This is a genomic window from Pedobacter psychrophilus, assembly GCF_001652725.1.
GTDB classification, from domain to species: Bacteria; Bacteroidota; Bacteroidia; order Sphingobacteriales; family Sphingobacteriaceae; genus Pseudopedobacter; species Pseudopedobacter psychrophilus.
In genome coordinates this window covers 111,006-132,371 of sequence record NZ_LWHJ01000029.1, presented here as the reverse complement: position 1 = coordinate 132,371, position 21,366 = coordinate 111,006, and the positions used below count along the sequence as shown (strand labels likewise).

The 21,366-nt window shown below is 32.3% G+C and carries 23 protein-coding genes; 11 read left to right on the top strand and 12 right to left on the bottom strand.

Annotated features, from left to right (window positions below):
- Positions 1–218: 218 nt before the first annotated feature.
- The 8 genes from tatC to pdxA form a co-directional block, all read right to left on the bottom strand.
- Complete coding sequence (tatC, locus tag A5893_RS12865; RefSeq protein ID WP_068822988.1) at positions 219–1,094, bottom strand: twin-arginine translocase subunit TatC; 876 nt, start codon at positions 1,092–1,094, stop codon at positions 219–221.
- Between the two features lie 66 nt (positions 1,095–1,160).
- On the bottom strand, positions 1,161–2,507 hold the full coding sequence (gene accC, locus A5893_RS12860; RefSeq protein ID WP_068822987.1) for an acetyl-CoA carboxylase biotin carboxylase subunit: 1,347 nt from the start codon (positions 2,505–2,507) through the stop codon (positions 1,161–1,163).
- An 83-nt stretch (positions 2,508–2,590) separates the two neighbouring features.
- Entirely contained in the window at positions 2,591–3,079 is a 489-nt protein-coding gene (gene accB / locus A5893_RS12855) for an acetyl-CoA carboxylase biotin carboxyl carrier protein (protein ID WP_068822986.1), read from the bottom strand.
- Positions 3,080–3,144: 65 nt separating this feature from the next.
- Positions 3,145–4,134, bottom strand: coding sequence for a beta-ketoacyl-ACP synthase III (locus tag A5893_RS12850; protein ID WP_068822985.1), 990 nt, complete (start codon positions 4,132–4,134; stop codon positions 3,145–3,147).
- 15 nt (positions 4,135–4,149) lie between these two features.
- Positions 4,150–5,091, bottom strand: a complete 942-nt coding sequence (gene plsX / locus A5893_RS12845) for a phosphate acyltransferase PlsX (RefSeq protein ID WP_068822984.1) — start codon at positions 5,089–5,091, stop codon at positions 4,150–4,152.
- Positions 5,092–5,278: 187 nt separating this feature from the next.
- Positions 5,279–5,470: a 50S ribosomal protein L32 gene (gene rpmF, locus A5893_RS12840; protein ID WP_068822983.1), complete on the bottom strand. Its 192-nt coding sequence runs from the start codon at positions 5,468–5,470 to the stop codon at positions 5,279–5,281.
- Positions 5,471–5,481: 11 nt separating this feature from the next.
- Positions 5,482–6,012 carry a YceD family protein gene (locus A5893_RS12835; protein WP_068822982.1) on the bottom strand — a complete coding sequence of 177 codons (531 nt, stop codon included), beginning with the start codon at positions 6,010–6,012 and terminating at the stop codon, positions 5,482–5,484.
- A gap of 199 nt (positions 6,013–6,211) precedes the next feature.
- Complete coding sequence (gene pdxA / locus A5893_RS12830; protein ID WP_068822981.1) at positions 6,212–7,267, bottom strand: 4-hydroxythreonine-4-phosphate dehydrogenase PdxA; 1,056 nt, start codon at positions 7,265–7,267, stop codon at positions 6,212–6,214.
- Positions 7,268–7,372: 105 nt separating this feature from the next.
- Here pdxA and rsmA point away from each other — a divergent pair, with 105 nt between their 5' ends.
- From rsmA to A5893_RS12810, 4 genes are all read left to right on the top strand, one after another.
- Complete coding sequence (rsmA, locus tag A5893_RS12825) at positions 7,373–8,161, top strand: 16S rRNA (adenine(1518)-N(6)/adenine(1519)-N(6))-dimethyltransferase RsmA (protein ID WP_068822980.1); 789 nt, start codon at positions 7,373–7,375, stop codon at positions 8,159–8,161.
- Between the two features lie 41 nt (positions 8,162–8,202).
- Entirely contained in the window at positions 8,203–9,129 is a 927-nt protein-coding gene (locus tag A5893_RS12820) for an NAD(P)-dependent oxidoreductase (protein WP_068822979.1), read from the top strand.
- 135 nt (positions 9,130–9,264) lie between these two features.
- Positions 9,265–9,738: a transcription elongation factor GreA gene (greA, locus tag A5893_RS12815; RefSeq protein ID WP_068822978.1), complete on the top strand. Its 474-nt coding sequence runs from the start codon at positions 9,265–9,267 to the stop codon at positions 9,736–9,738.
- Positions 9,739–9,818: 80 nt separating this feature from the next.
- On the top strand, positions 9,819–10,211 hold the full coding sequence (locus tag A5893_RS12810) for an HIT family protein (RefSeq protein WP_068822977.1): 393 nt from the start codon (positions 9,819–9,821) through the stop codon (positions 10,209–10,211).
- A 122-nt stretch (positions 10,212–10,333) separates the two neighbouring features.
- Here A5893_RS12810 and ruvC read toward each other — a convergent pair whose 3' ends face one another.
- Complete coding sequence (gene ruvC, locus A5893_RS12805; RefSeq protein ID WP_068822976.1) at positions 10,334–10,900, bottom strand: crossover junction endodeoxyribonuclease RuvC; 567 nt, start codon at positions 10,898–10,900, stop codon at positions 10,334–10,336.
- A gap of 51 nt (positions 10,901–10,951) precedes the next feature.
- Between ruvC and A5893_RS12800 the strand changes: the two genes are divergently transcribed.
- From A5893_RS12800 to A5893_RS12785, 4 genes are read left to right on the top strand one after another with little or no spacing between them, the layout of a single operon-like run.
- Positions 10,952–11,926, top strand: a complete 975-nt coding sequence (locus A5893_RS12800; protein WP_068822975.1) for a lysylphosphatidylglycerol synthase domain-containing protein — start codon at positions 10,952–10,954, stop codon at positions 11,924–11,926.
- 43 nt (positions 11,927–11,969) lie between these two features.
- A complete protein-coding gene (locus A5893_RS12795) occupies positions 11,970–13,040 on the top strand; it encodes a glycosyltransferase family 2 protein (protein ID WP_317040597.1) in 1,071 nt (356 codons plus the stop codon).
- A 10-nt stretch (positions 13,041–13,050) separates the two neighbouring features.
- A complete protein-coding gene (locus A5893_RS12790) occupies positions 13,051–14,160 on the top strand; it encodes an ABC transporter permease (protein WP_068822974.1) in 1,110 nt (369 codons plus the stop codon).
- 54 nt (positions 14,161–14,214) lie between these two features.
- Positions 14,215–15,465, top strand: a complete 1,251-nt coding sequence (locus tag A5893_RS12785; protein ID WP_068822973.1) for a PP2C family protein-serine/threonine phosphatase — start codon at positions 14,215–14,217, stop codon at positions 15,463–15,465.
- Here the strand turns inward: A5893_RS12785 and A5893_RS12780 are convergent.
- On the bottom strand, positions 15,458–16,615 hold the full coding sequence (locus tag A5893_RS12780) for an O-antigen ligase family protein (RefSeq protein ID WP_198342328.1): 1,158 nt from the start codon (positions 16,613–16,615) through the stop codon (positions 15,458–15,460). The genes A5893_RS12785 and A5893_RS12780 overlap by 8 nt on opposite strands.
- Here A5893_RS12780 and A5893_RS17905 point away from each other — a divergent pair.
- On the top strand, positions 16,602–16,781 hold the full coding sequence (locus A5893_RS17905) for a hypothetical protein (protein ID WP_198342327.1): 180 nt from the start codon (positions 16,602–16,604) through the stop codon (positions 16,779–16,781). The two genes, A5893_RS12780 and A5893_RS17905, sit on opposite strands and share 14 nt — an antisense overlap.
- A gap of 92 nt (positions 16,782–16,873) precedes the next feature.
- Here the strand turns inward: A5893_RS17905 and A5893_RS12775 are convergent, their stop codons facing one another.
- Positions 16,874–17,965, bottom strand: coding sequence for a Wzz/FepE/Etk N-terminal domain-containing protein (locus tag A5893_RS12775; RefSeq protein ID WP_068822971.1), 1,092 nt, complete (start codon positions 17,963–17,965; stop codon positions 16,874–16,876).
- Positions 17,966–18,014: 49 nt separating this feature from the next.
- Positions 18,015–19,451: an oligosaccharide flippase family protein gene (locus A5893_RS12770; protein WP_068822970.1), complete on the bottom strand. Its 1,437-nt coding sequence runs from the start codon at positions 19,449–19,451 to the stop codon at positions 18,015–18,017.
- Between the two features lie 91 nt (positions 19,452–19,542).
- Between A5893_RS12770 and A5893_RS12765 the strand changes: the two genes are divergently transcribed.
- Both A5893_RS12765 and A5893_RS12760 read left to right on the top strand, forming a co-directional pair.
- The gene (locus A5893_RS12765) at positions 19,543–20,673 is read left to right on the top strand and encodes a glycosyltransferase family 4 protein (RefSeq protein WP_068822969.1); all 1,131 of its coding nucleotides are present in this window, start codon (positions 19,543–19,545) and stop codon (positions 20,671–20,673) included.
- Between the two features lie 88 nt (positions 20,674–20,761).
- Positions 20,762–21,358 carry a ribonuclease HII gene (locus A5893_RS12760; protein WP_068822968.1) on the top strand — a complete coding sequence of 199 codons (597 nt, stop codon included), beginning with the start codon at positions 20,762–20,764 and terminating at the stop codon, positions 21,356–21,358.
- The last annotated feature ends 8 nt before the right edge of the window (positions 21,359–21,366 follow it).

Here is a 21,366-nt window from a genome sequence, read left to right as displayed (position 1 = left end):
TATGCTATATATATGCCGTAATAAGTTAAGTAAGGATAAACAAAAAGGAAATTGTTTATAATATCATTCAGAAGCCTTACGAGCTACAAATCAAAATAATTTGATTTTTACTATCAATTAAAAAAAGCTAACTAAAAATAAAAACGAAATACGCATTGTAGAATCATGGGAAAATTACTTCTCTTATTCCACAATTTCAGTTGTTTAATTCTACAATTTTAACTGTTATAAAATGCTTTTTCTGCTTTTAATTTACTTTTCTGAACTTTTAAAGAAACAAAAATACTTAACTCATAAAGTAAAAATAAAGGCAAACTCACAGTTAACATGGTAGGGATATCGGGAGTAGGGGTTACTATTGCCGCAATTACTAAGATGATTACTACAGCAAAGCGTCGTTTTTCCCGCATGAAAGCTGGGGTCATAATACCTAATTTCGATAGAATAAATATTACGATAGGAAGTTCAAAAACAGCTCCAGTACATAAAGTTAAAGTCGCTACAGACGAGAAATAAGAATCTATGGTAATGGTATTTTCTATTTCAGGGCTAATGCTATAATTAGATAAGAAATTAACAGAAAGAGGCGCAACTATAAAATATCCAAATGAAAGACCTATTAAGAATAATAATGAAGCATAAAAAACAAATCCTGTTGCTGATTTTCTTTCAGAATCCTTTAGAGCGGGTTTTACAAACCTCCAAACTTCCCATAAAAGATAAGGTACGCCTAACGCAATACCGGTCATTAAAGCTGAATTAATTTGCAGAGTAAACTGTCCTGCCATTTCAGTATTAATAATTTTACCGGGTATATTAGTAATACAAAATCCCGATTTATTAAAATACTCCCCAACTTTACACATCATTCTATATGTCCAAAATGTAGGTTTATGAGGGCCCATTATGATATTATCAAAAAGAAAATCATAATAGATGAAACAAACAATAGTCATCAGAATAATAACAATTGATGATCTTATTAAATGCACTCTAAGTTCTGATAAATGGTCAAAGAAAGACATTTCGCCTTCCATGCTTTTCCCTTTATTTTTTATAGATTCTATTAAATCAGTTTTTCTTTCTTTGGCCATCTTATTAAAGCAAAAATACCACTTTGACATTTCAGAGTGGTATTTAAAATACGTTATTTCTATATTTTAGTTTTCTTCACTTAAATCAAAAGTTTCCATAAACTTGGTAGTGAAATTACCAGCCCTAAAGTTTGGGTCTTTCAAAAGTTTTAAATGAAATGGAATTGTTGTTTTTATGCCCTCAATAACAAATTCACTTAATGCTCTTTCCATTGTATTTAGTGCTTCCTCCCTTGTTTGAGCAACACAAATTAATTTCGCAATCATAGAGTCGTAGTTAGGAGGGATGGTATACCCCGCATAAACATGAGTATCAACTCTAACTCCATGTCCACCTGGTGAATGAAAATGGGTTATTTTTCCAGGAGAAGGTCTAAAGTTATTAAAAGGGTCTTCTGCATTTATTCTACATTCTATTGCACACATTTCTGGAGTATAAGATTTTCCTGAAATCGGAATTCCTGCTGCAACTTTAATTTGTTCTTTAATTAAATCAAAATTTATAACTTCTTCGGTTACCGGATGTTCTACTTGGATACGGGTATTCATTTCCATAAAGTAAAAGTTACGATGCTTATCTACCAAAAACTCCACAGTGCCGGCACCTTCATAATTTACTGCGGTAGCGCCAATAATTGCGGCTGCCCCCATTTTCTCTCTTAATTCTGGAGTCATAAAAGGGGAAGGCGCTTCTTCTACCAATTTTTGATGACGACGTTGTATAGAGCAATCTCTTTCTGATAAATGGCAAACTTTTCCAAACTGATCTCCAATTACCTGGATTTCTATATGGCGTGGATCTTCAATATATTTTTCTAAATACATACCATCGTTCCCAAATGCAGCGGCTGATTCTTGCCTTGCAGAATTCCATGCATCTTCAAACTCTTCATCTTTCCATATTTGTCTCATTCCGCGGCCACCACCTCCAGCGGTTGCTTTTAATATTACCGGATAACCAATTTTATTCGCGATTTCAATCCCCTGTTTAACATCGGTTAACAATCCTTCGGAGCCCGGTATAGTTGGTACTCCAGCTAATTTCATGGTGTCTTTTGCCGAAGCTTTATCACCCATACCATTAATCTGCTCTGCAGTAGCGCCTATAAATTTTATTCCATATTCTTTACAAATGGCAGAAAATTTAGCGTTTTCTGATAAAAATCCATAGCCAGGATGTATGGCATCTGCATTGGTTAATTCTGCTGCAGAAATTATATTTGGGATATTTAGATAAGAATCTTTACTAGGCGGGGGACCGATACAAACGGCTTCATCTGCAAAACGTACATGAAGGCTTTCTCTATCGGCAGTAGAATAAACTGCTACCGTTTTTATTCCCATTTCTTTACAAGTACGGATAATTCTTAGTGCAATTTCTCCTCTATTTGCAATTAGTATTTTTTTGAACATTTTTTTACAATTTGACAATTTGATAATTTAATCATTTTCCAATTTGATTGACAAATGGGTTAATTCTCTTAAAGGCAAACTGTTTATGATGGATCTACTAAAAATAACGGTTGATCGTACTCTACTGGTTGAGAGTTATCAACTAAAACTTTCACTATTTTGCCCGAAACTTCAGATTCAATTTCATTAAAAAGCTTCATTGCTTCAATAATGCAAAGTACTTGCCCGTTTGCTACTTCATCACCAACATTAATAAAATTTGGTTTATCTGGAGATGATGAACGGTAAAAAGTACCAATCATTGGGGATTTTATAGTGATATATTTAGAATCATCAGCGCCATCATTTGTAGTTGATGAAGGATTTGAAGGTGCATTAGTTGCTGCTGGTGTAGGTAAATTTTGTATTGGTTGTTGTAAAGATGGTTGTGGAACTGTCGCAGTAACGTAAGTAGGCTGCTCGGTAGTTTTTATTGTAATTTTAAAATCTTTTTCTTCTATCGATACTTCATTCACTCCTGATTTTGATACAAATTTAATCAAGTCTTGAATTTGTTTAATATCCATTCCCATGTTGGTGTGGTTTAAATGTGATTAATTTAGAAATCTAATATAGTAATTATCTACAAAATAAAATGTTAGTAAGCCCATTTCAAATAAATAGAACCCCAGGTAAATCCTCCTCCAAAAGCAGCTAATATTAAATTATCTCCCTTCTTAAGTTTACTTTCCCATTCCCATAAGCATAATGGGATTGTTCCATTTGTAGTATTTCCGTAACGCTCAATATTGATCATTACTTTTTCTGACCCAATACCCATTCTATTTGCGGTTGCGTCAATTATTCTTTTATTTGCCTGATGAGGAACTAACCAATCTACATCTTCTGGTGTAAGGTTATTTTTATCCATAATCTCTGCAGCTACATCTGCCATATTGGTAACGGCAAACTTAAAAACTGCTTGTCCTTCCTGATGTACAGCATGTTCTTTTGCGTCAACTGTTTCATGAGTTGCCGGTCTGGCGGATCCCCCAGCTTTTTGATGTAGAAACGGCTTTCCAGAACCATCACTCTTTAATATAGAATCAATAATTCCATATCCTTCTGTATTTGGCTCAAGTAAGGCAGCCCCGCAACCATCCCCAAAAATAATACAGGTTACACGATCTTCGTAATTGATAATTGATGACATTTTATCTCCACCAACTACTAAAACTTTTTTATGTTTACCAGATTCTATAAATTGTGAAGCAGTTGCTAAACCAAACAAAAATCCTGAACAGGCTGCTTGCAAATCATATCCCCAAGCATTTTTTGCACCAATTTTATCGGCTAAAATATTTGCACTTGCCGGAAACGGCATGTCTGGAGTAGAGGTACAAAAAATAATTAAATCTAGTTCATCGGCACTTATTCCCCTCTTCTTTAATAATCCTTCTACAGCAGGAACCGCCATATCGGTAACTCCTTTACCTTCTCCTTTTAAAATTCTTCTTTCTTTAATTCCAGTTCTACTCGTAATCCACTCATCATTAGTTTCAACCATGGTCTCTAATTCCTGATTAGTTAAAATATAATCGGGAACGTAACCATTAACAGCTGTTATTGCAGCATGAATTTTACTCATAATTTTTAAGGTGTTTTATGAATTGAAAGCGTTTTGAAAACGCTCAATTATTTTAGATTCTACCATATTTTTAGAATGTAAAATCATGTTTTTTATTGCTTCAGGACTTGAAATACCATGCCCAATCATTACTGGAGCGTTAACGCCTAAAATTGGGCTACCTCCATACTGTTCATAATTAAATCTATCAAAAAACTCATCCTTTAAACCTCTTTTTAGCGTTAATACATAAAAAGATTCTGCAAGTTTTAAAATAATATTCCCTGTAAATCCATCACAAACTATCACATCTGCTTTGTCATTAAATAAATCTCTGCCCTCTATATTTCCGATAAAATTTATTTGAGCTGTTTCTTTTAAAAGAGGATAAGTAGTTTGCGTTATAAGGTTTCCTTTTTCTGCTTCTTCTCCCAAATTCATTAAACCTACTTTAGGTATTTCTATTTGGTAAACGTATTTAGAGAATAAACTTCCCATTATCCCAAATTGCGTTAAATGCTCTGGTTTGCAATCCGCATTAGCACCAGCATCTAATAAAATTGCAAAACCACCTTTTTCTTTGGGAATAATTGCAGATATAGCAGGCCTTAAAACGCCTTGTATTGCTTTAACACTAAACATAGCGCCAACTAACATAGCTCCAGTATTTCCGGCAGAAGCAAAAGCGTCTATTTTGCCTTCTTTTAACATTTGAAAACCTACAGAAATACTAGAATTAGGTTTTTGTACAATAGCTTTTGTAGGATGTTCACCCATCCCAATTACCTCGGTGGTATGTACAAATTCGAAATGATCAGGATTGAAATTTTGCTCTTTTAGGATTGGAATAGCTTCATTTTTATCTCCAAAAAGCACTAAATGCTGGTTTTCAGAAAGATTTTGATGTGCTGCTATTGCCCCTAAAACTGTTGCTTTGGGAGCGTAATCTCCGCCCATGATATCTAAGCCAATCTTCATCTACATAGTTGAGGTAAGTAAGAGAAACTGCTTAAATTCATTTATTTATATTTAAATAGCTTTTAAGCATTAACAAAAAATAAACCAAAAAATTAAAGCTTTATTCTTTGCATTAAATAAAGAATCCTTGTGTAATTTTTCTTTCTTTTAATTTGAAAGTTCACACAAGGATTATCCATAAATTTTACTAAGCTATAGAAGTGTTTTCTATTAGCAATTTACCTTTAAAGTAAAGATTACCGTCTACGTTATAAGCTCTATGTGGCAAATGAGTTGCTCCAGTTTCTTTATCTACCCATAAAGTTGGTGTTACTGCTTTATAATGAGTTCTTCTCTTATCTCTTCTTGATTTGGAGATTTTTCGTTTTGGATGTGCCATTTTTTCCTATTTTAATTTTTTCTAATACTCTTTAATATATCCCAGCGAGGATCTTTATCATCACTATCTTCTTCTGACGTTGAAAGCTCTTCTAACTTAGCAAGAGTTTCTTGGTCACATGCATCTGTATTGCCCGGATCTTCGCAAACGTTTACGTAAGGGGCGGCTAAGTTAATGATTTCATATATAAATGAAGAAACATCAATCTCTATATCTTTTTTACTCAGTGTTATTACCTCTTCGGTGTCACTTAATTCATCGGATTCTGTAAATTTAGCAATCAGCCTATCCTTTGTGTCAATTGAGTAAGGAAAATCTGATAAACATTTATCGCAATTAACCTCAATTAAGCCCCACACATGAAAATCTAAAACCATTAAAGTTTCTTGTTTTTCTAAAAAAACATCCACTTTTAAAGTCCCATTTTTTACTAAAGAATATTCAAACTCTTTAAAAAATAAGCCACCCACTTCATAATTAAATTCATGATGCCCAATTTTTAATCCCGTATATGGGATAGAATATTGTTTTAGCGATTTCAAAGTTCGACAATTAAGCCTGCAAATTTAGGAAAATTTATTGAGGTGGAAAGTTTTTTTTAAAAAAGGATTTTTAGCCAATTAGTTGCGTTAATTATACAAACAGCATTCTTTTTTCAATAAAACACTTTGCAAATTCTATAAAAGATAAAGTACATAATGAGTTAAAGCGCCCAAAATCTAAATACTTTATTTAATTTTTTTAATCTCTATCTCTGCTAAACCTTGAAAAAGGAAGTGTATTTTCTAATAAATTGGTTTGCTCTCTTCTTCTTTTGATGATGTGACAAGCTTCAAAAAGGGCATCTCTAAAAGAACTTGGGGAAGCCATATTTTTACCTGCGATATCGTAACCAGTACCATGATCGGGCGAAGTTCTTACCACTGGCAATCCTGCTGTAAAATTAACTCCATGATGAAAAGAAATGGATTTGAAAGGAATTAATCCTTGATCGTGATACATTGCTAAAATTGCATCGAATTGGTCAAATGCTCTATTTCCAAAAAAACCATCTGCTGGGTAAGCGCCAAATGCGAAAATGCCTTCTTCCTTTGCTTTTTCAATAGCAGGCAAAATTATTTCAGATTCTTCTTGTCCAATTAAGCCACCATCACCAGCATGCGGATTTAAACCTAAAACAGCAATTTTCGGCTTTTCTATCCAAAAATCATATTTTAGGGAATGATGCATTAACCTTAATTTAGAAAGTATGGATTCTTGACTAATACTTGAAGCCACGTCTCTTAAAGGGATATGACCAGTTACTACGCCAACTTTGAGCGCATTGCTTACTAAAAACATTAAAGAATCTGGAGAACCTGCCATTGCCTGAATGTATTCTGTATGACCACTAAATTTAAATTCTTCGCTTTGGATATTATGTTTATTAATTGGTGCAGTAACCAACGCATCAATTTTCCCTGAAATTAAATCCTCAGTAGCTCTTTTTAAAGATAAAAAGGCGTATTTACCTCCTATTTCGTTTGCAGTTCCTAATTCAATTTTAACATCTTCTTCCCAGCAATTAATCATGTTAGCTTTACCATCATGAGCTTGATCTGGATTTTGTACGACTTGAAAAATAAATTCTTGAATGCCTGCCGCCTTTCTATGGAAAGAAGCAACTTTTGTATGTCCGTATACAATTGGCGTACAATATTTATATACTTCAGATTCTGAAAGTGTTTTCATGATCACTTCTAAACCTATTCCGTTTACATCGCCAATAGAAATTCCAACTTTTAACAACTCGCTCATACAAAAATGTTTTTTCTAAATTTTCTTGCAAAATAAAGATTTTGAAACTAATGTTGATTTTAAAGATTAAACTTTCCGTAATTTGTAGCTCATCTTTACAAATAAATGAGTGTAGTTAAAGCGAAAAAGCATCTGGGACAGCATTTTTTAACGGATAAAAATATCGCCGAAAAAATTGTCAACAGTCTTATTCATCATGCTAAATACCAACAAGTTTTAGAAGTTGGACCAGGAATGGGAGTGCTTTCTGACTTTTTATTACAGAAGAAGGATTTTGAAACTCATTTGATTGATATTGACACAGAGTCGTTTTTATTTCTTCAAAAAAAATATCCAGAATTAGGCGATAAACTTTTAAATGAAGATTTTTTAAAACTTAATTTTAAGGATGTTTTTGCTTCTTCTTTTGCGATAATCGGGAACTTTCCCTACAACATCAGCTCGCAAATTCTTTTTAAGGTTTTAGACAATAGAAATCAGGTTCCGGAAGTTGTAGGCATGTTTCAAAAAGAAGTTGCCGAGCGTTGTACGGCAAAAGCGGGAACTAAAGAATATGGTATTTTGAGTGTTTTTTTGCAAGCTTATTATAAATGCGAATATCTTTTTACGGTTAAACCGGGAGTTTTTAATCCGCCACCAAAAGTTACTTCTGCCGTTATCAGGTTAAGCAGAAATGAGGTAAAAGATTTAGGTTGCGATGAAAAATTATTTTGGCAAGTGGTTAAAGCGGGTTTTAATCAACGAAGAAAAACTTTAAGCAATGCAGTATCGGGAATTATCCCAAAAGAAAAACAAGATGAAAGCAAGGTTTGGACATTAAGGGCTGAGCGCTTAAGTGTTACGGACTTTATAGATTTGACGAATTTAATTACAGAAAAGTTAAAAGCAATATAAGCAAGTCCTTCCCCTTTGGAGAAGGATTTAGGATGAGGCAAATGAAAAAAATATTAATCGTTGATGATTTACACCCTGCTTTTAGAATTGCAGCTGAAGAAATGGGTTTTGAGGTGGATGACCGTCCGCAAATAAAAAAGGCAGAGGTTTTGGAAATTTTAAAAAATTATCAAGGCTTAGCAATCAGAACAAAATTTAGAGTTGATAAAGAAATAATAGATGTTGCACCAAACTTAAAGTTTGTTGCCAGGGCAGGTGCCGGGATGGATAATATTGATGTGGCTTATGCCGATGAAAAAAATATTCAACTGATGAATGCTCCAGAAGGAAACAGAGACGCAGTTGGAGAACATTGTGTGGGAATGTTGCTTTCTTTAATGAATAATTTTAGAAAAGCAGATACTGAAATAAGAAATGGGATTTGGGAACGTGAAGGAAACCGCGGTTATGAATTGATGGGAAAAACCGTTGGAATTATTGGCTATGGAAATAATGGAGCAGCCTTTGCCAAAAAACTAAAAGGTTTTGATGTTAAGGTTTTAGCTTACGATAAATATAAAACTCGCTTTACAGATGATCATGCGAAGGAGGCCAGCATGGAAGAGATTGTAAAATATAGTGATGTGGTAAGTTTACATATTCCGTTGACTAGAGAAACAAAACAGATGATTGATGATGAGTATTTTCGTCATTTTCGTCGTCCGTTTTTCTTTTTAAATGCAGCGAGAGGCGAGATTGTAAATACGCAATCAGTTTTAAAAGCTATTAAAGAAGGAAAGATTTTAGGAGCAGGATTAGATGTTTTGGAGGCTGAAAAATTTCCATTGCTAACCGATGCAGAATTTTACAAAGATTTAATCGCTAATGGAAAAGTTCTTTTAACTCCACATATTGGAGGTTGGACTTTTGATTCTTACCGTAAAATATCGGAGGTTTTAGCAGATAAGTTGAAAAATTTGGAAATATAAAATCAAAATTTATATCTTCGTGTAACAACAAGAGCAAGACTATGTATGCGAAAAGTATATATAGTCTTGTTTGTTTTTTAGAGCTTGGCATTGTCCGGGCTCTTTTAGTCAATAACCATTATAATAAGGAAGAAGATGACGGATGTATCCTATTTTACCCAAGAAGGTTTAAATAAACTTAAAGAAGAATTACACTACCTAAAAACAGAAGGTAGAAAAAAAATATCTGCAGCTATAGCAGAGGCAAGAGATAAAGGTGATCTTTCTGAAAATGCAGAATATGATGCTGCAAAAGAAGCTCAAGGTTTACATGAGACTAAAATTGCTCAATTGGGTAATACTTTAGCTTCTGCCCGTTTAATTGATGAATCGAAATTAGATTTATCTAAAATTTTAGCACTTTCAATTGTGAAGATTAAAAATGTTAAAAACGGCGCTACGATGACTTATCAATTAGTTGCAGAAAATGAAGCAGATATGAAGACAGGAAAAATTTCCGTAAAATCGCCAATAGCCCAAGGTTTATTGGGTAAATCTGTAGGTGATAAAATTGAGATTATGGTACCTGCAGGCAAAATGGAATTTGAGGTCTTGGAGATTAGTCGTTAGTATTAAGTACTCAGTATTGATTATTAAGACACAAGAACGAGCAAACTACCTAACCATCTAACAAACTATCACCTAGAAAAATGAGTATATTCAGTAAAATAATATCAGGAGAAATACCTGCGCATAAAGTAGCAGAGACAGAAGATTATCTTGCTTTTTTAGATATCAATCCATTAAGGGAAGGACATGTATTAGTGATCCCTAAAAATGAGATTGATTATATTTTTAATATGGAAGACGCTAATTATGCCGGCTTAATGATTTTTGCAAAAGTGGTTGCTAAAGCAATAAAAAAAGCGGTGCCTTGTACTAAAATTGGTGTAGCAGTTATTGGTTTAGAAGTGCCTCATGTTCATATTCATTTAATTCCGATGGATAATGTTGATGATATGAACTTCAGTAAACCAAAGTTAAATCCTTCAGAAAAGGAATTAAGCGAAGTTGCTTTGCGGATTTTAGAATGTTTTGAATAAAAATTTTAACCTTGTGATTTAATTTTTTTTGCCCGCAGATTTCGCAAATTACCGCTGATATAATTCTGCGAAAATCACCGAAATCTGCGGGAGAAATTAACCACAAAATCTCCGAGAAAAAACTACTTTACCCTTTTTGTATTATCCTTTGCAAAAGCTTCCCAACCACTATAGTTTTTTCCGCTTCCTGCACTAGATATCTTTTGGAAAGAATGGCAAACGGCGACGCCTAAACCGTCAGTTGCGTCTAAAAATTCGGGAGTTTCGTCAAATTTTAATAGTTGTTTTAACATAGCTGCAACTTGTTCTTTTGTTGCGTTGCCGTTCCCAGTGATAGATTGTTTTATTTTTTTAGGGGAGTATTCAAATATGGGTAAACCTTTAGCTAAACCTGCGGCCATGGCAACGCCTTGAGCTCTTCCTAATTTTAACATCACTTGAATGTTTTTGCCATAGAAAGGCGCTTCTAATGCAATGCAATCTGGTTTATATTGCTCAATTAATAAGGTGGTGCGCTCAAAAATGCGTTGAAGTTTTAAAAAATGATCATCTAAATGCGTCATCTTTACCACTCCTAAACTAATCAATTCTATTTTGCTACCCGTTTCTTTTAATAGGCCGTAGCCCATTACGGCAGTGCCAGGATCTATACCTAAAATTATTCTTTCCTTAGATTTTTCACGCAACATTAGGGCAATATTAAGCTAAATTCTTAACATTGCATTAAATCCAAAGGAGGTTTGACCAGTCATCAAAAAAAAATATTAGGGTACAGTTTTAAGATAATTATAGTTGTTTTGGCGGCCTATTTTATCTATCATAAACTTTCTGATAATACCAACCTTACAAATTTCTTAAATTTAATAAACCGTTTAAGTAAGGTTAAAGTTTGGGCAACTATAGTTATCATACTTCTATTAATGTTTGTCAATTGGTTATTAGAGAGTGCCAAGTGGAAATTTTTAATCAGTAAAATAGAAGATATCAGTTTTTACCGGGCCGTTGAATCAGTTTTTTGTGGTTTAACCTGGGCTATTTTTACACCAAATAGGATTGGTGAATATGGCGGAAGAATTTTCTTTTTATCGCCAAGAAAAAGAATAAAAGGAATGGTTGCCATGAGTGTTGGGCAAATTGCACAAATGGTAATTACTAATGTTTTAGGGGCTTTAGCTTTATTATGGTTCATTTATAATTTTAAACCATTAGATCAATGGTTATTTGTTGCTATTTGTGTGTTGGTATTGGGATTCTGTTTTTTCTTTTTATTATTTTATTTCAATATCAGTTGGCTAGAAAAATCTCTAAGCAGTATTGGATTTTTAAAAAGATTTAAAAGTTTTTTTAGTGTTTTAGGAGAGTATCATAGGTTAGAACTGGTAAAGGTAATGTTGTATAGTTTAGCCAGATTTGCAGTATTTACTACACAATATCTATTTATAATCCATTTATTAATTCCAAATATTCCATACTATGAATCCGCTTTAATGGTTTTATTATTATTTTTTGTGCAATCTGCTTTACCTTCGTTAGATTTGCTTGATGTTGGCGTGAGGAGTTTAACTGCAACTTATTTTTTCAGTTTTATTACCCATCAAGAAATTGCGGTAATGGCAGCCGCAGCATTAATTTGGCTAGTAAATTTAATTATCCCTGCTATTTTGGGGTCTTATTTTGTTTTTAAACTCAATTTCTTTGATCATAATAATACTTAGCATCTGTTCTTTAGCAGTTACTTTTTTTTACGCTTTTTTAATCTTGTTCCTCCGCAGCGGATGGCAAAAAATTCCATATTTTAATAAAAATAGTATTGTTCCACATACAAAAATCTCAGTTTTAATAGCCGCGAGAAATGAGGAAGAAAAAATTCATTTAACCATTGAGGATATCCTGGCTCAAAACTATCCGAAGGAATTAATGGAGATTATTATTGTTGATGACCATTCTACAGATAGAACTTCAGAGATTATAGGTAGCTATGAGAGCCAAGGTGTAAAACTGATCAAACTCAATGAAAAAGAACCACTTAATTCTTACAAGAAAAAAGCCATTGCAGAAGCGATAAAATTATCTGAAGGAGAATTAATAATAGCTACTGATGCCGATTGCCGGATGAAACCCGATTGGTTAGTTACTATAGTCAACATGTTTGAAACTGGAAATTATAACTTGATTAGTTCGCCAGTGGTTTACTTTGAAGAAAAATCTTTATTTGAACGTTTACAAACACTTGAATTTTTGTGTTTGATAGGTTTAGGAGCAGCCGGAATTGGGAATAAAATGCCGTCTACTTGCAATGGAGCAAATCTGGCTTACAAAAAATCTGTATTTGTGGAGCTTGGCGGTTTTAAGGGAATTGATGAATTAGCTTCTGGCGATGATGAATTGTTTTTACATAAAGTTGCTTTTGCACATCCTGGGACTATTGGTTTTTGTAAATCCGCAGATGCGATAGTTTTTACCCATGGCAAACCAAATTTGAAAGAATTTATCCAGCAAAGGAAAAGATGGGCCAGTAAAAGTGTAAAATACAAGGATAAAAAATTGATATTTGTTGCGGTTGCAGTTTGGCTTTTTAATATTTCGCTGTTAACTAATCTTATAATGGCATTCTTTTATCCAGATTTCTTAAAATTAGTTGCGGTACAATTCACGATTAAATTTATTTCAGAACTCTTCTTTTTAGATTTACTTACCAATTTTGTAAAAAGGAAACATCTGGTTTTCCATTTATTTTTACTTACATTTCTCCATCCTTTATATCTTATTTATATCGGTTTTGCCGGTAATTCTGGTAAATACAATTGGAAGGATAGAATGGTAAATTAATCTGGATAGTTTGGAAAACAATCAATCTTTATGGAAAAAGTTCTGTAAAAATAAGCTTTCACTTTTTGGGTTAGTATTTATTGTTTTAGTAACTATCATTGCCATTTTAGGATATTTAGTCACACCAGATGATAGCCCTATGGCTAACCAAATGAGCCTACAATTAAATATAGAAAAGCCAGGAAAAACAGTTACGATATTAAAAATCCCTAAAAATCCACAACCTTCAAATGTTAATTTTTTAGAAAAAATGCTTTTTGGGCAACCATCCAGGTATGATTATATTCCTGTTAATGATTATCAATTCAATAAAGAAAGCATCAAGTATCACGAGTATGTCGGAGCTGAAGAAAAAGGTGATTTAAAAAGCATCGATTTAAAAAATTTCGGAACAAAAAATCAACAAAAGATAAAAGAAGATTATATTCTTAAAAGAACCTATGGGTTAGGAACCGATGTTTACGGTAGGGATTTATTGAGTAGAGTAATTATTGGCTCAAGAGTTTCACTAATGGTTGGTTTTGTCGCGGTATTAATCAGCTTGTTTTTAGGGGTTTCTTTAGGTGCAATAGCAGGTTATTTTGGTGGCAAAGCCGATATTTTTATCAGTTGGTTGATGAATGTTTTATGGTCTTTACCTGCCTTGTTATTGGTAATAGCTATTTCCTTTGCATTAGGAAAAGGATTTTGGCAAGTTTTTATTGCAGTAGGTTTATCCATGTGGGTAGAAGTTGCAAGATTGGTACGCGGACAAGTAATGTCGTTAAAAAACGCACAATTTATTGAAGCTGCTAAATCTTTAGGATTTTCAAATTCAAGAATAATTTATAAGCACATATTACCAAATATTTTAGGTCCTATATTAGTGGTAACAGCATCAAATTTTGCTTCTGCAATTTTATTAGAGGCTGGATTAAGCTTTTTAGGATTTGGGGCTCAACCACCAATGCCAACTTGGGGAGGCATGATTAAAGAACATTATGGCTATATTATTATGGATGGTGCATATTTAGCGCTTGTTCCTGGTTTAATGATTATGTTAATGGTTTATGCATTTAACCTCGTAACCATTGGGTTAAGAGATCTGTATGATATTAAATCACAAAATACTAATGTTTAGTTGCGTTTTTAGGGATATATAATTACATTAGACTTATAAATTCACCGCCACCTAATGCAGGATCAGAATCCTTTTTCAGAAACAGACTCTCAAGTAGATATTGTTGAGCTTCTTTTAAAAAGGCAGGCCGAATTAAGCGCACTCCTAGAAGTCACCAGAGCAATAAATAGCAACGTTCCCAGCCAGAGTTTAATAGAAATGCTGGAAATGATTATGCAAAATAACCTAAGAGTTAAAAAGTTTAGGTTGATGCTTAAAAATATTGATCAATTCTATTGTGTATCAAACTTTGGTGACGAATTAGAAGAGTTTGAAGATTTACAATTAATTGCAGATCAGCTTTTGCCAAGTAAAGTACCTCAACAATTAACCAAACATCCAAATCCTATCTTTAACGCTTACGATTATTTTATTCCTGTTCATCATAAAGAAGAAACACTGGCTTTTGTATTGGTAGGAAAGTTTAAAAACGAAGAAAAATTATTAGACAATAGCGTAGATTATATTCAAACACTTATTAACGTAATTATAGTTGCATTTGAAAACAAGAAATTGTTTAAAGAGCGTTTACACCGAGAGCGTTTAACAAGAGAAGTAGAACTCGCTCGTCAGGTTCAAAATATGTTAATTCCGCAAGAGTTACCAAACAATCTTTTTTTAGATGTTGCTTCTGTTTATCGTCCCCATCAAAGTATTGGAGGCGATTTTTTTGATTTTATTCAGCTTAATAACGATGAATTTTTATGGTGTGTAGCAGATGTTTCTGGTAAAGGAATTTCTGCCGCATTAATTATGGCTAATTTCCAGGCTAGTTTAAGGGCATTAGCTTCTCTAGATATTGGCTTACCAGAATTGGTAAAAAGATTAAATACAAACGTATATAAAAACACCAAAGGCGATCGTTTCATTACGCTTTTTATCGGAATGTATAATGATAAAACCAGGCTTTTAAATTACATTAACGCTGGACATAATGCGTCTATAATTATCGAAAAAGATAAAATAAGTACCCTCGCTAAAGGTACAACCATGATTGGGGCTTTCGATGAACTTCCTTTTATAAACCAAGGTGTACTTATTCTTGAGCCGGATACAATAATTTTTAATTATACGGATGGAATTGTAGAATTTGATGGGGATGAAGAACAATCATTAACAGAAGATAATTTAATGAACCTATTGTTTGAGAATCGAAATAAACCGCTAAAACAGCTCAATAATATCATCATAGAAAAAATTGAGGAACTAAGACATCAAGAAGAAGCTTCAGATGATATTACGATACTTTCTTTAAAGATTAATTAATAGAGGATTGCCTCAAACTCAAAGAAGTAACCATTCCTAACATAGCCCAAACTAAAACAGCTGCTTTATCCTGATCTAAAAAATCGTTCATTAAACCGTGGAAATAATAAGTTAGTAGGCTTAATAAAATTGCCAAACTATACATTTTAATGTTTTCATTTTTAGAATGATAATATAGTCTCATTAAAACGGCTATTGAAAATCCGAAAAGTAAAATCAATAATAAAAAACCTATAATTCCACTTTCTATCAAAGGAGTAAAATATTCACTATGCGCATTTCCCATATCTCCATGAGTAGTGCTGATACTGGTCATTTGATGAGATTTTTGGTATCCTGAATATTGAAATTGATAGGTTCCTGGTCCAAAACCTAATAACGGTTTTTCTTTAAACATACGGTAGCCTGACTCCCATCTATTCAATCTTTCTACGTTAGAAGCATCGTTATTAATATTAGAGATAGATTTTATATCGCCAACCAAATTTTTTCCAGAAGCAGAGTTGTTAAGTCTAATTCTTTGATAAATCTCATTATTGAAAATAAATCCAATGATCATTAATATTGCAAAAGAGCCAACTAAGGTTCTAAATCTGATTTTTAGTTTCAATAAAACGAGAAAAACCAATACAAAAACTAAACTCAAGACTGCGGCTCTGGAATAAGAAAGAAAAACCCCGATTAAGCAAAACAAAGAAATTGAAAAGAACAAAAATTTATCCCTAAACCTATTCTTAAAAAAAATCATCGTTACAGAAAATGCCAAAACCATACTGCAAACGGCACTGTAAATTGTGTGATCATCCATTAAAGGTTTCATTACCAGCATTGCTTTTTTTTGCGAAAAGCCAAAACCATAATGATGATAAGTACTATAAACCACTACAATGCAAAGTCCTAATCCAAAAGCAAGCATAAATTTTTTAATGTTTTTAGGATTTTGAAAAAGCAATGCTCCCCAAAAATATCCGAAAGTAACTGTCCATAATCTGGCTAATAAAAACTTAAAAGAGATAATTGGTAAACTACTGGATATAGATGTTATTAAAATCCAAATCAAGTTTAATAAAAGTATAAAAGTTAATGGCTGTTTTAAAATAGGCTTAAAAAGTTCGGGTTTTTCTATCAATTTAACAATGAAAAGTAACATTAAAGCAATCATCAATGGCTCATCTGGCAGGTTTATGCCAGAAGTTCCAATTAAATATTTAATAGAGAAAGGCGTAGAAAAAGCGACGATTAAAAATATGCTTTCAATAGATAAAAGAAATAATCCCGCTATTAAAAAAGTAGTTGGTAAAATAATAATGAAATAGCTTGAAAAAAAATAGGCAATAAATACACTCAATAAAAGTCCTAAAATACTTATGCCATATAGTTTTTTAACATCAGCATTTGCTACCATCAATTATTGAAATTTAGGACGTAAAAATTCTAAATAGCAGATGGTCAACAAAGCAATAATAAAAGCGGAAAGTGCAAAAAGTAAGACGACTAATGTTTTATTTGGGTAAGTGCTTTTTTCTGGAACATTTGCTTTTTCAATCAAAAATTGTTGAGAAATGGCGGCTTTAAAATCGACTTCAGCACTTTCTAATCTTATCTGTAAGTTTGCTAAAGACTCTTTTTCCTTTTCATAAACTGCTTCCAACTCTAAATATTTACCGCTTTGTTTACCAAAATTATTAACCGTTGGTTTTAAGGATTGATAAGTTGCCTTTGCAGCAGCTAATCTTCCTTTGGCCTTTATCATAGTGGTATCAGGCAATTTTGACTCGTAATTTTGATAAACTTTTACCCTTGCTTCTTCTGCCGCAACAGAAGTTTCTGCATTTACAATCGCTTCACTTAAAACCCGAGATTGCTCCACATAATCATAAACTCCGGTTTGTCTTATTGCACTTAATTGCATTAAAATAGAATCAACTTCAATTTGCTTTTTTTGATATTGATTTTTAATAATTTGATAAGCTTGTTTTGCCCTGCCTTGTTGGATATTTGTGCGAATACTATCGAGCGAAAGCGAAATATAATTAGCCATTTCAGCTGCTAAAACGGGATCTTCATCCTTTACCGAAATTTTAATGGCAAGATTATCTGTCCGCTTAAACTCTGTATTACTCTCAAACTGTTTCCTTGTTTTTGTTTTTGGATATTTTGAGGCCGTATCAATATTATAATGCTGGCTCAAGTTAAATTTACTGATTACTTTATCTTTTAAATTATCAGAACTCAGCATTTCTAAAACTTGGTCAATTTGATCTTCATCGCCATAGCTCATGAAATTCTCGAGGTTATTCTCTGCTAAAAGCGATTTTGAAATAGAGGTATTTGCCGGAGTATAAAAAATGGTATAAGCTTCGTATTTTGGTTTGATTATAAAACTAACGGCAACACCAATAGCGGCACCAATTAGGGTAATCAATAAAATATGCTTTCGGTAGCGAATACCAGCTTTTGCGACTTCAATAAAGTTTAAAGCTTTTTCTTGTTCCTCCATTATTTAATTTAGGACGTGAATTTAGTTATTTATTTGATTTATGATGATTTTAACCGTTTACATTTAATATTCCTTTTAAAACTTTATAATCAAAAAGTTTTAAAACTAAAGCAATAATTATGGCTATAACTACGAAAGCAGAGAATTCCATGATCCAAGCAATATTTAGATAACTTACAAAGTTCCCCAATAACATTAACAGAAATCCAAATAACAAAACTTTAAGCCAAATTTTTAGATGATTTTGCTGTTTAAAATATCGATAATAAAAATAGATCTCGGTTAAACCTATGAGAAGAAAAGTAAAAAAAGAAGTGATTGCAGTGCCTAAAGCTCCGTAATTGGGAATCAAAATAATATTTAATAAAATATTGAAAACCAAACCAATGGCAGATATGATATTTAAAATTTTGAGATTATTGTTTGCAGTTAGAACCGTACTATAAACATAATATATAACAATCAAAGGAGCGCTAAACATTAAGAAACCAAAAATATTCGCCAATTCTTTAGAACTTTTTGCTCCATAAAAGAGAGACATTAAGTTTTCTCTATAAAACCAACTTCCAAAACAAACGATTAATGAAATTGCAATTAAAAAGCTTAATCCTGGTTTTATAAAATTACCGATGTGTTTTTTTTCAATGATGTTTTTACTCACCACCGGATAAAATAAGGAAGCAAATAAAATAGGCAACATATTACTTGCATCTAAAAAGCGATAAGCAGCGGCATAATTGCCTGTTGCTAAGGAACCATTTGGCAATAGTTTTTGTAGTAGAACAACATCAATTTTATTGTAAGCCAAAACCAAAAAGGCAAATATGGCAAAAGGCATTAATGGTTTTAAAACGGAAAAATTAAGCTTAAAACTGATATTGAAAAAGAGATTGATTTTATGCCTTATTAATATCCAATAACATAAAATAATACTGATGAGAACTGCTATCAACTGACTTAAAGCGTATAAATTGATTGTCCAGTTAATGTTTTTGTTGAGATAAAATAAAGGAACAAGCGTAATAATTAATAAAAATTTATCTAAAATAGAGAAGAAAACCTCAGCATTTAAAAACTGATATCCCTTTAAAAATCCCCTTAAATAAATTAAAAACGACCATAATATTTGATATCCAATTAAAATAAAAATGAGTTGAAAATTTGAATAACCACTTATAAAACTGAATAATAATGTGAGCAACAAATAAGATATAGAAAGTAAAATTTTCAATGAAAATAGATTGGCTATTTGAAATGAATTTTCATTTTTTGATGCGAGAAATCTGATGAGATAATTGGTTAATCCAGGATCGTTGATGAAGCCTAGTATTAATGTAAAATTAAAAATGCTGTAGTATAATCCGTAATTTTCAAAGCCAACCAGTAATTGAATTTTACGTTCGATAAAAAAAATCCAAACCAGCTTAACTATTAAATTTACTATAATAAGTAAGCTTACCTGAACAGCAAATTTTTTAGCAACCATATTTAATTTCCAAAGTAAAGAAATAAATCAAATAGCCCGTTCTAATATATTTTAAATGATTTATATTAGCCATTAAACAAAAATTAAAACCTTGCGGATAGCTGTCAATACTCGTTTATTACAAAAAAACAAACTAGAAGGCATTGGTAGGTTTAGTTATGAAAATTTAAAAAGAATTGTTTTAAACCATCCCGAAATCGACTTTATTTTTTGTTTTGATAGAGATTATGATGCTGATTTTATATTTGCCACTAATGTAAAACCTATCATTATTTCGCCAAAAGCAAGACATCCTTTTCTATATTACATTTGGTTTCAATTGCTTTTACCAGCAATCTTAAAAAAAGAAAAAATCGATTTATTTCTCTCTCCAGATGGATTTCTTCCTTTAAATACAAATATCAAAACAGTTGCAGTCATCCATGATATAGCCTTTGAACATTTTCCTAACGGAGTAAATTGGCTAACCCAGAAATATTATAAATATTTCTTTCCCAAATTTGTTCAACAAGCAAGTAAAATTGCAACTGTTTCAAATTTCACTAAAAACGATTTGATAAAAACTTATGGAATTGATCATCAAAAAATAGACGTGATTTACAATGGAGTTTCATCAGTTTTTAAACCCATAAGTGAAAAAGAAAAAATCGAAATCATAGAACAGGAAGCAAATGGAAATCCTTATTTTATCTGTTTAGGAAGTATTCATCCTCGCAAAAATATCATTACCTTATTAAAAGCTTTTGAGAAGTTTAAAACTGAAAATCCTCAATATCCTCATCAATTAATTTTTGTTGGTAGAATGGCTTGGAAAAATTCAGAGATTGAGGATTATCTAAAATCCATGAGTTTTAAAAAAGATATTTTATTTAAAGGATTTTTAGATGATAGCAAACTTTCTAAAATTCTGGCATCTGCAACAGCCAGTATTTATACTTCTTTGTTTGAAGGTTTTGGTCTACCAGTTATAGAATCCTTTGCTTGTGGCACACCAATAATTACTAGTAAAGGAACTTCCATGGAAGAAATTTCAAAAGGTGCGGCTTTCCTATTTGAGCCATTAAGTGTTGATGAATTAACTGAAAAAATGATTTTCACTATCGAAAATAAAGAAATTAAAAACGAAAAAATTGTAAAAGGTTTGGCTGTTGCCGAGGAATATAATTGGGATAAAACAGCCGATTTACTTTGGGAAACCATTTTAAAAGCTAAAGTTTGTTAAATTTTAGATTGTATATTATCCAGAAGTATAGATTTGTGAATATAGAAATGGACATCGCATTTTATAAAATAAACCTAAATTAGCAATCATGCTACTTTCATATTTTCAAAATCAATTAATAGAAGCAGGTTGCGATGAAGCCGGGAGAGGTTGTTTGGCGGGTCCAGTTTTTGCGGCTGCAGTTATTTTGCCTCAAGATTTTCATCATCCTTTATTAAATGATTCTAAGCAGATTAAAGAAAGCGACCGGTTTAAATTAAGAGTAGAAATAGAAAAAAATGCGATTGCATTTGCCGTTGCGATGGTAGATCATCAAGAAATTGACAAAATAAATATCTTAAACGCTTCTTTTTTGGCGATGCACCGGGCAGTAGAAAAGCTAAAAGTTCAGCCTCAATTTTTAATCATCGATGGTAATCGTTTTAAAACCTATCCAAATATTAATCACGAGTGCATTGTAAAAGGAGACGGTAAATATTTTTCTATAGCTGCCGCATCAATCCTGGCAAAAACTTATCGTGATGATTTTATGCATCAAATTGATGAAGAGTTTCCTGTCTACCAATGGAAAAAAAATAAAGGTTATCCCACACAACATCATAGGCAAACAGTAATCGAAATTGGATTTAGTCCTTACCATCGTAAAACATTTAGGGTAACAAATCCACAATTATCTATTTTTTAATTAATTTG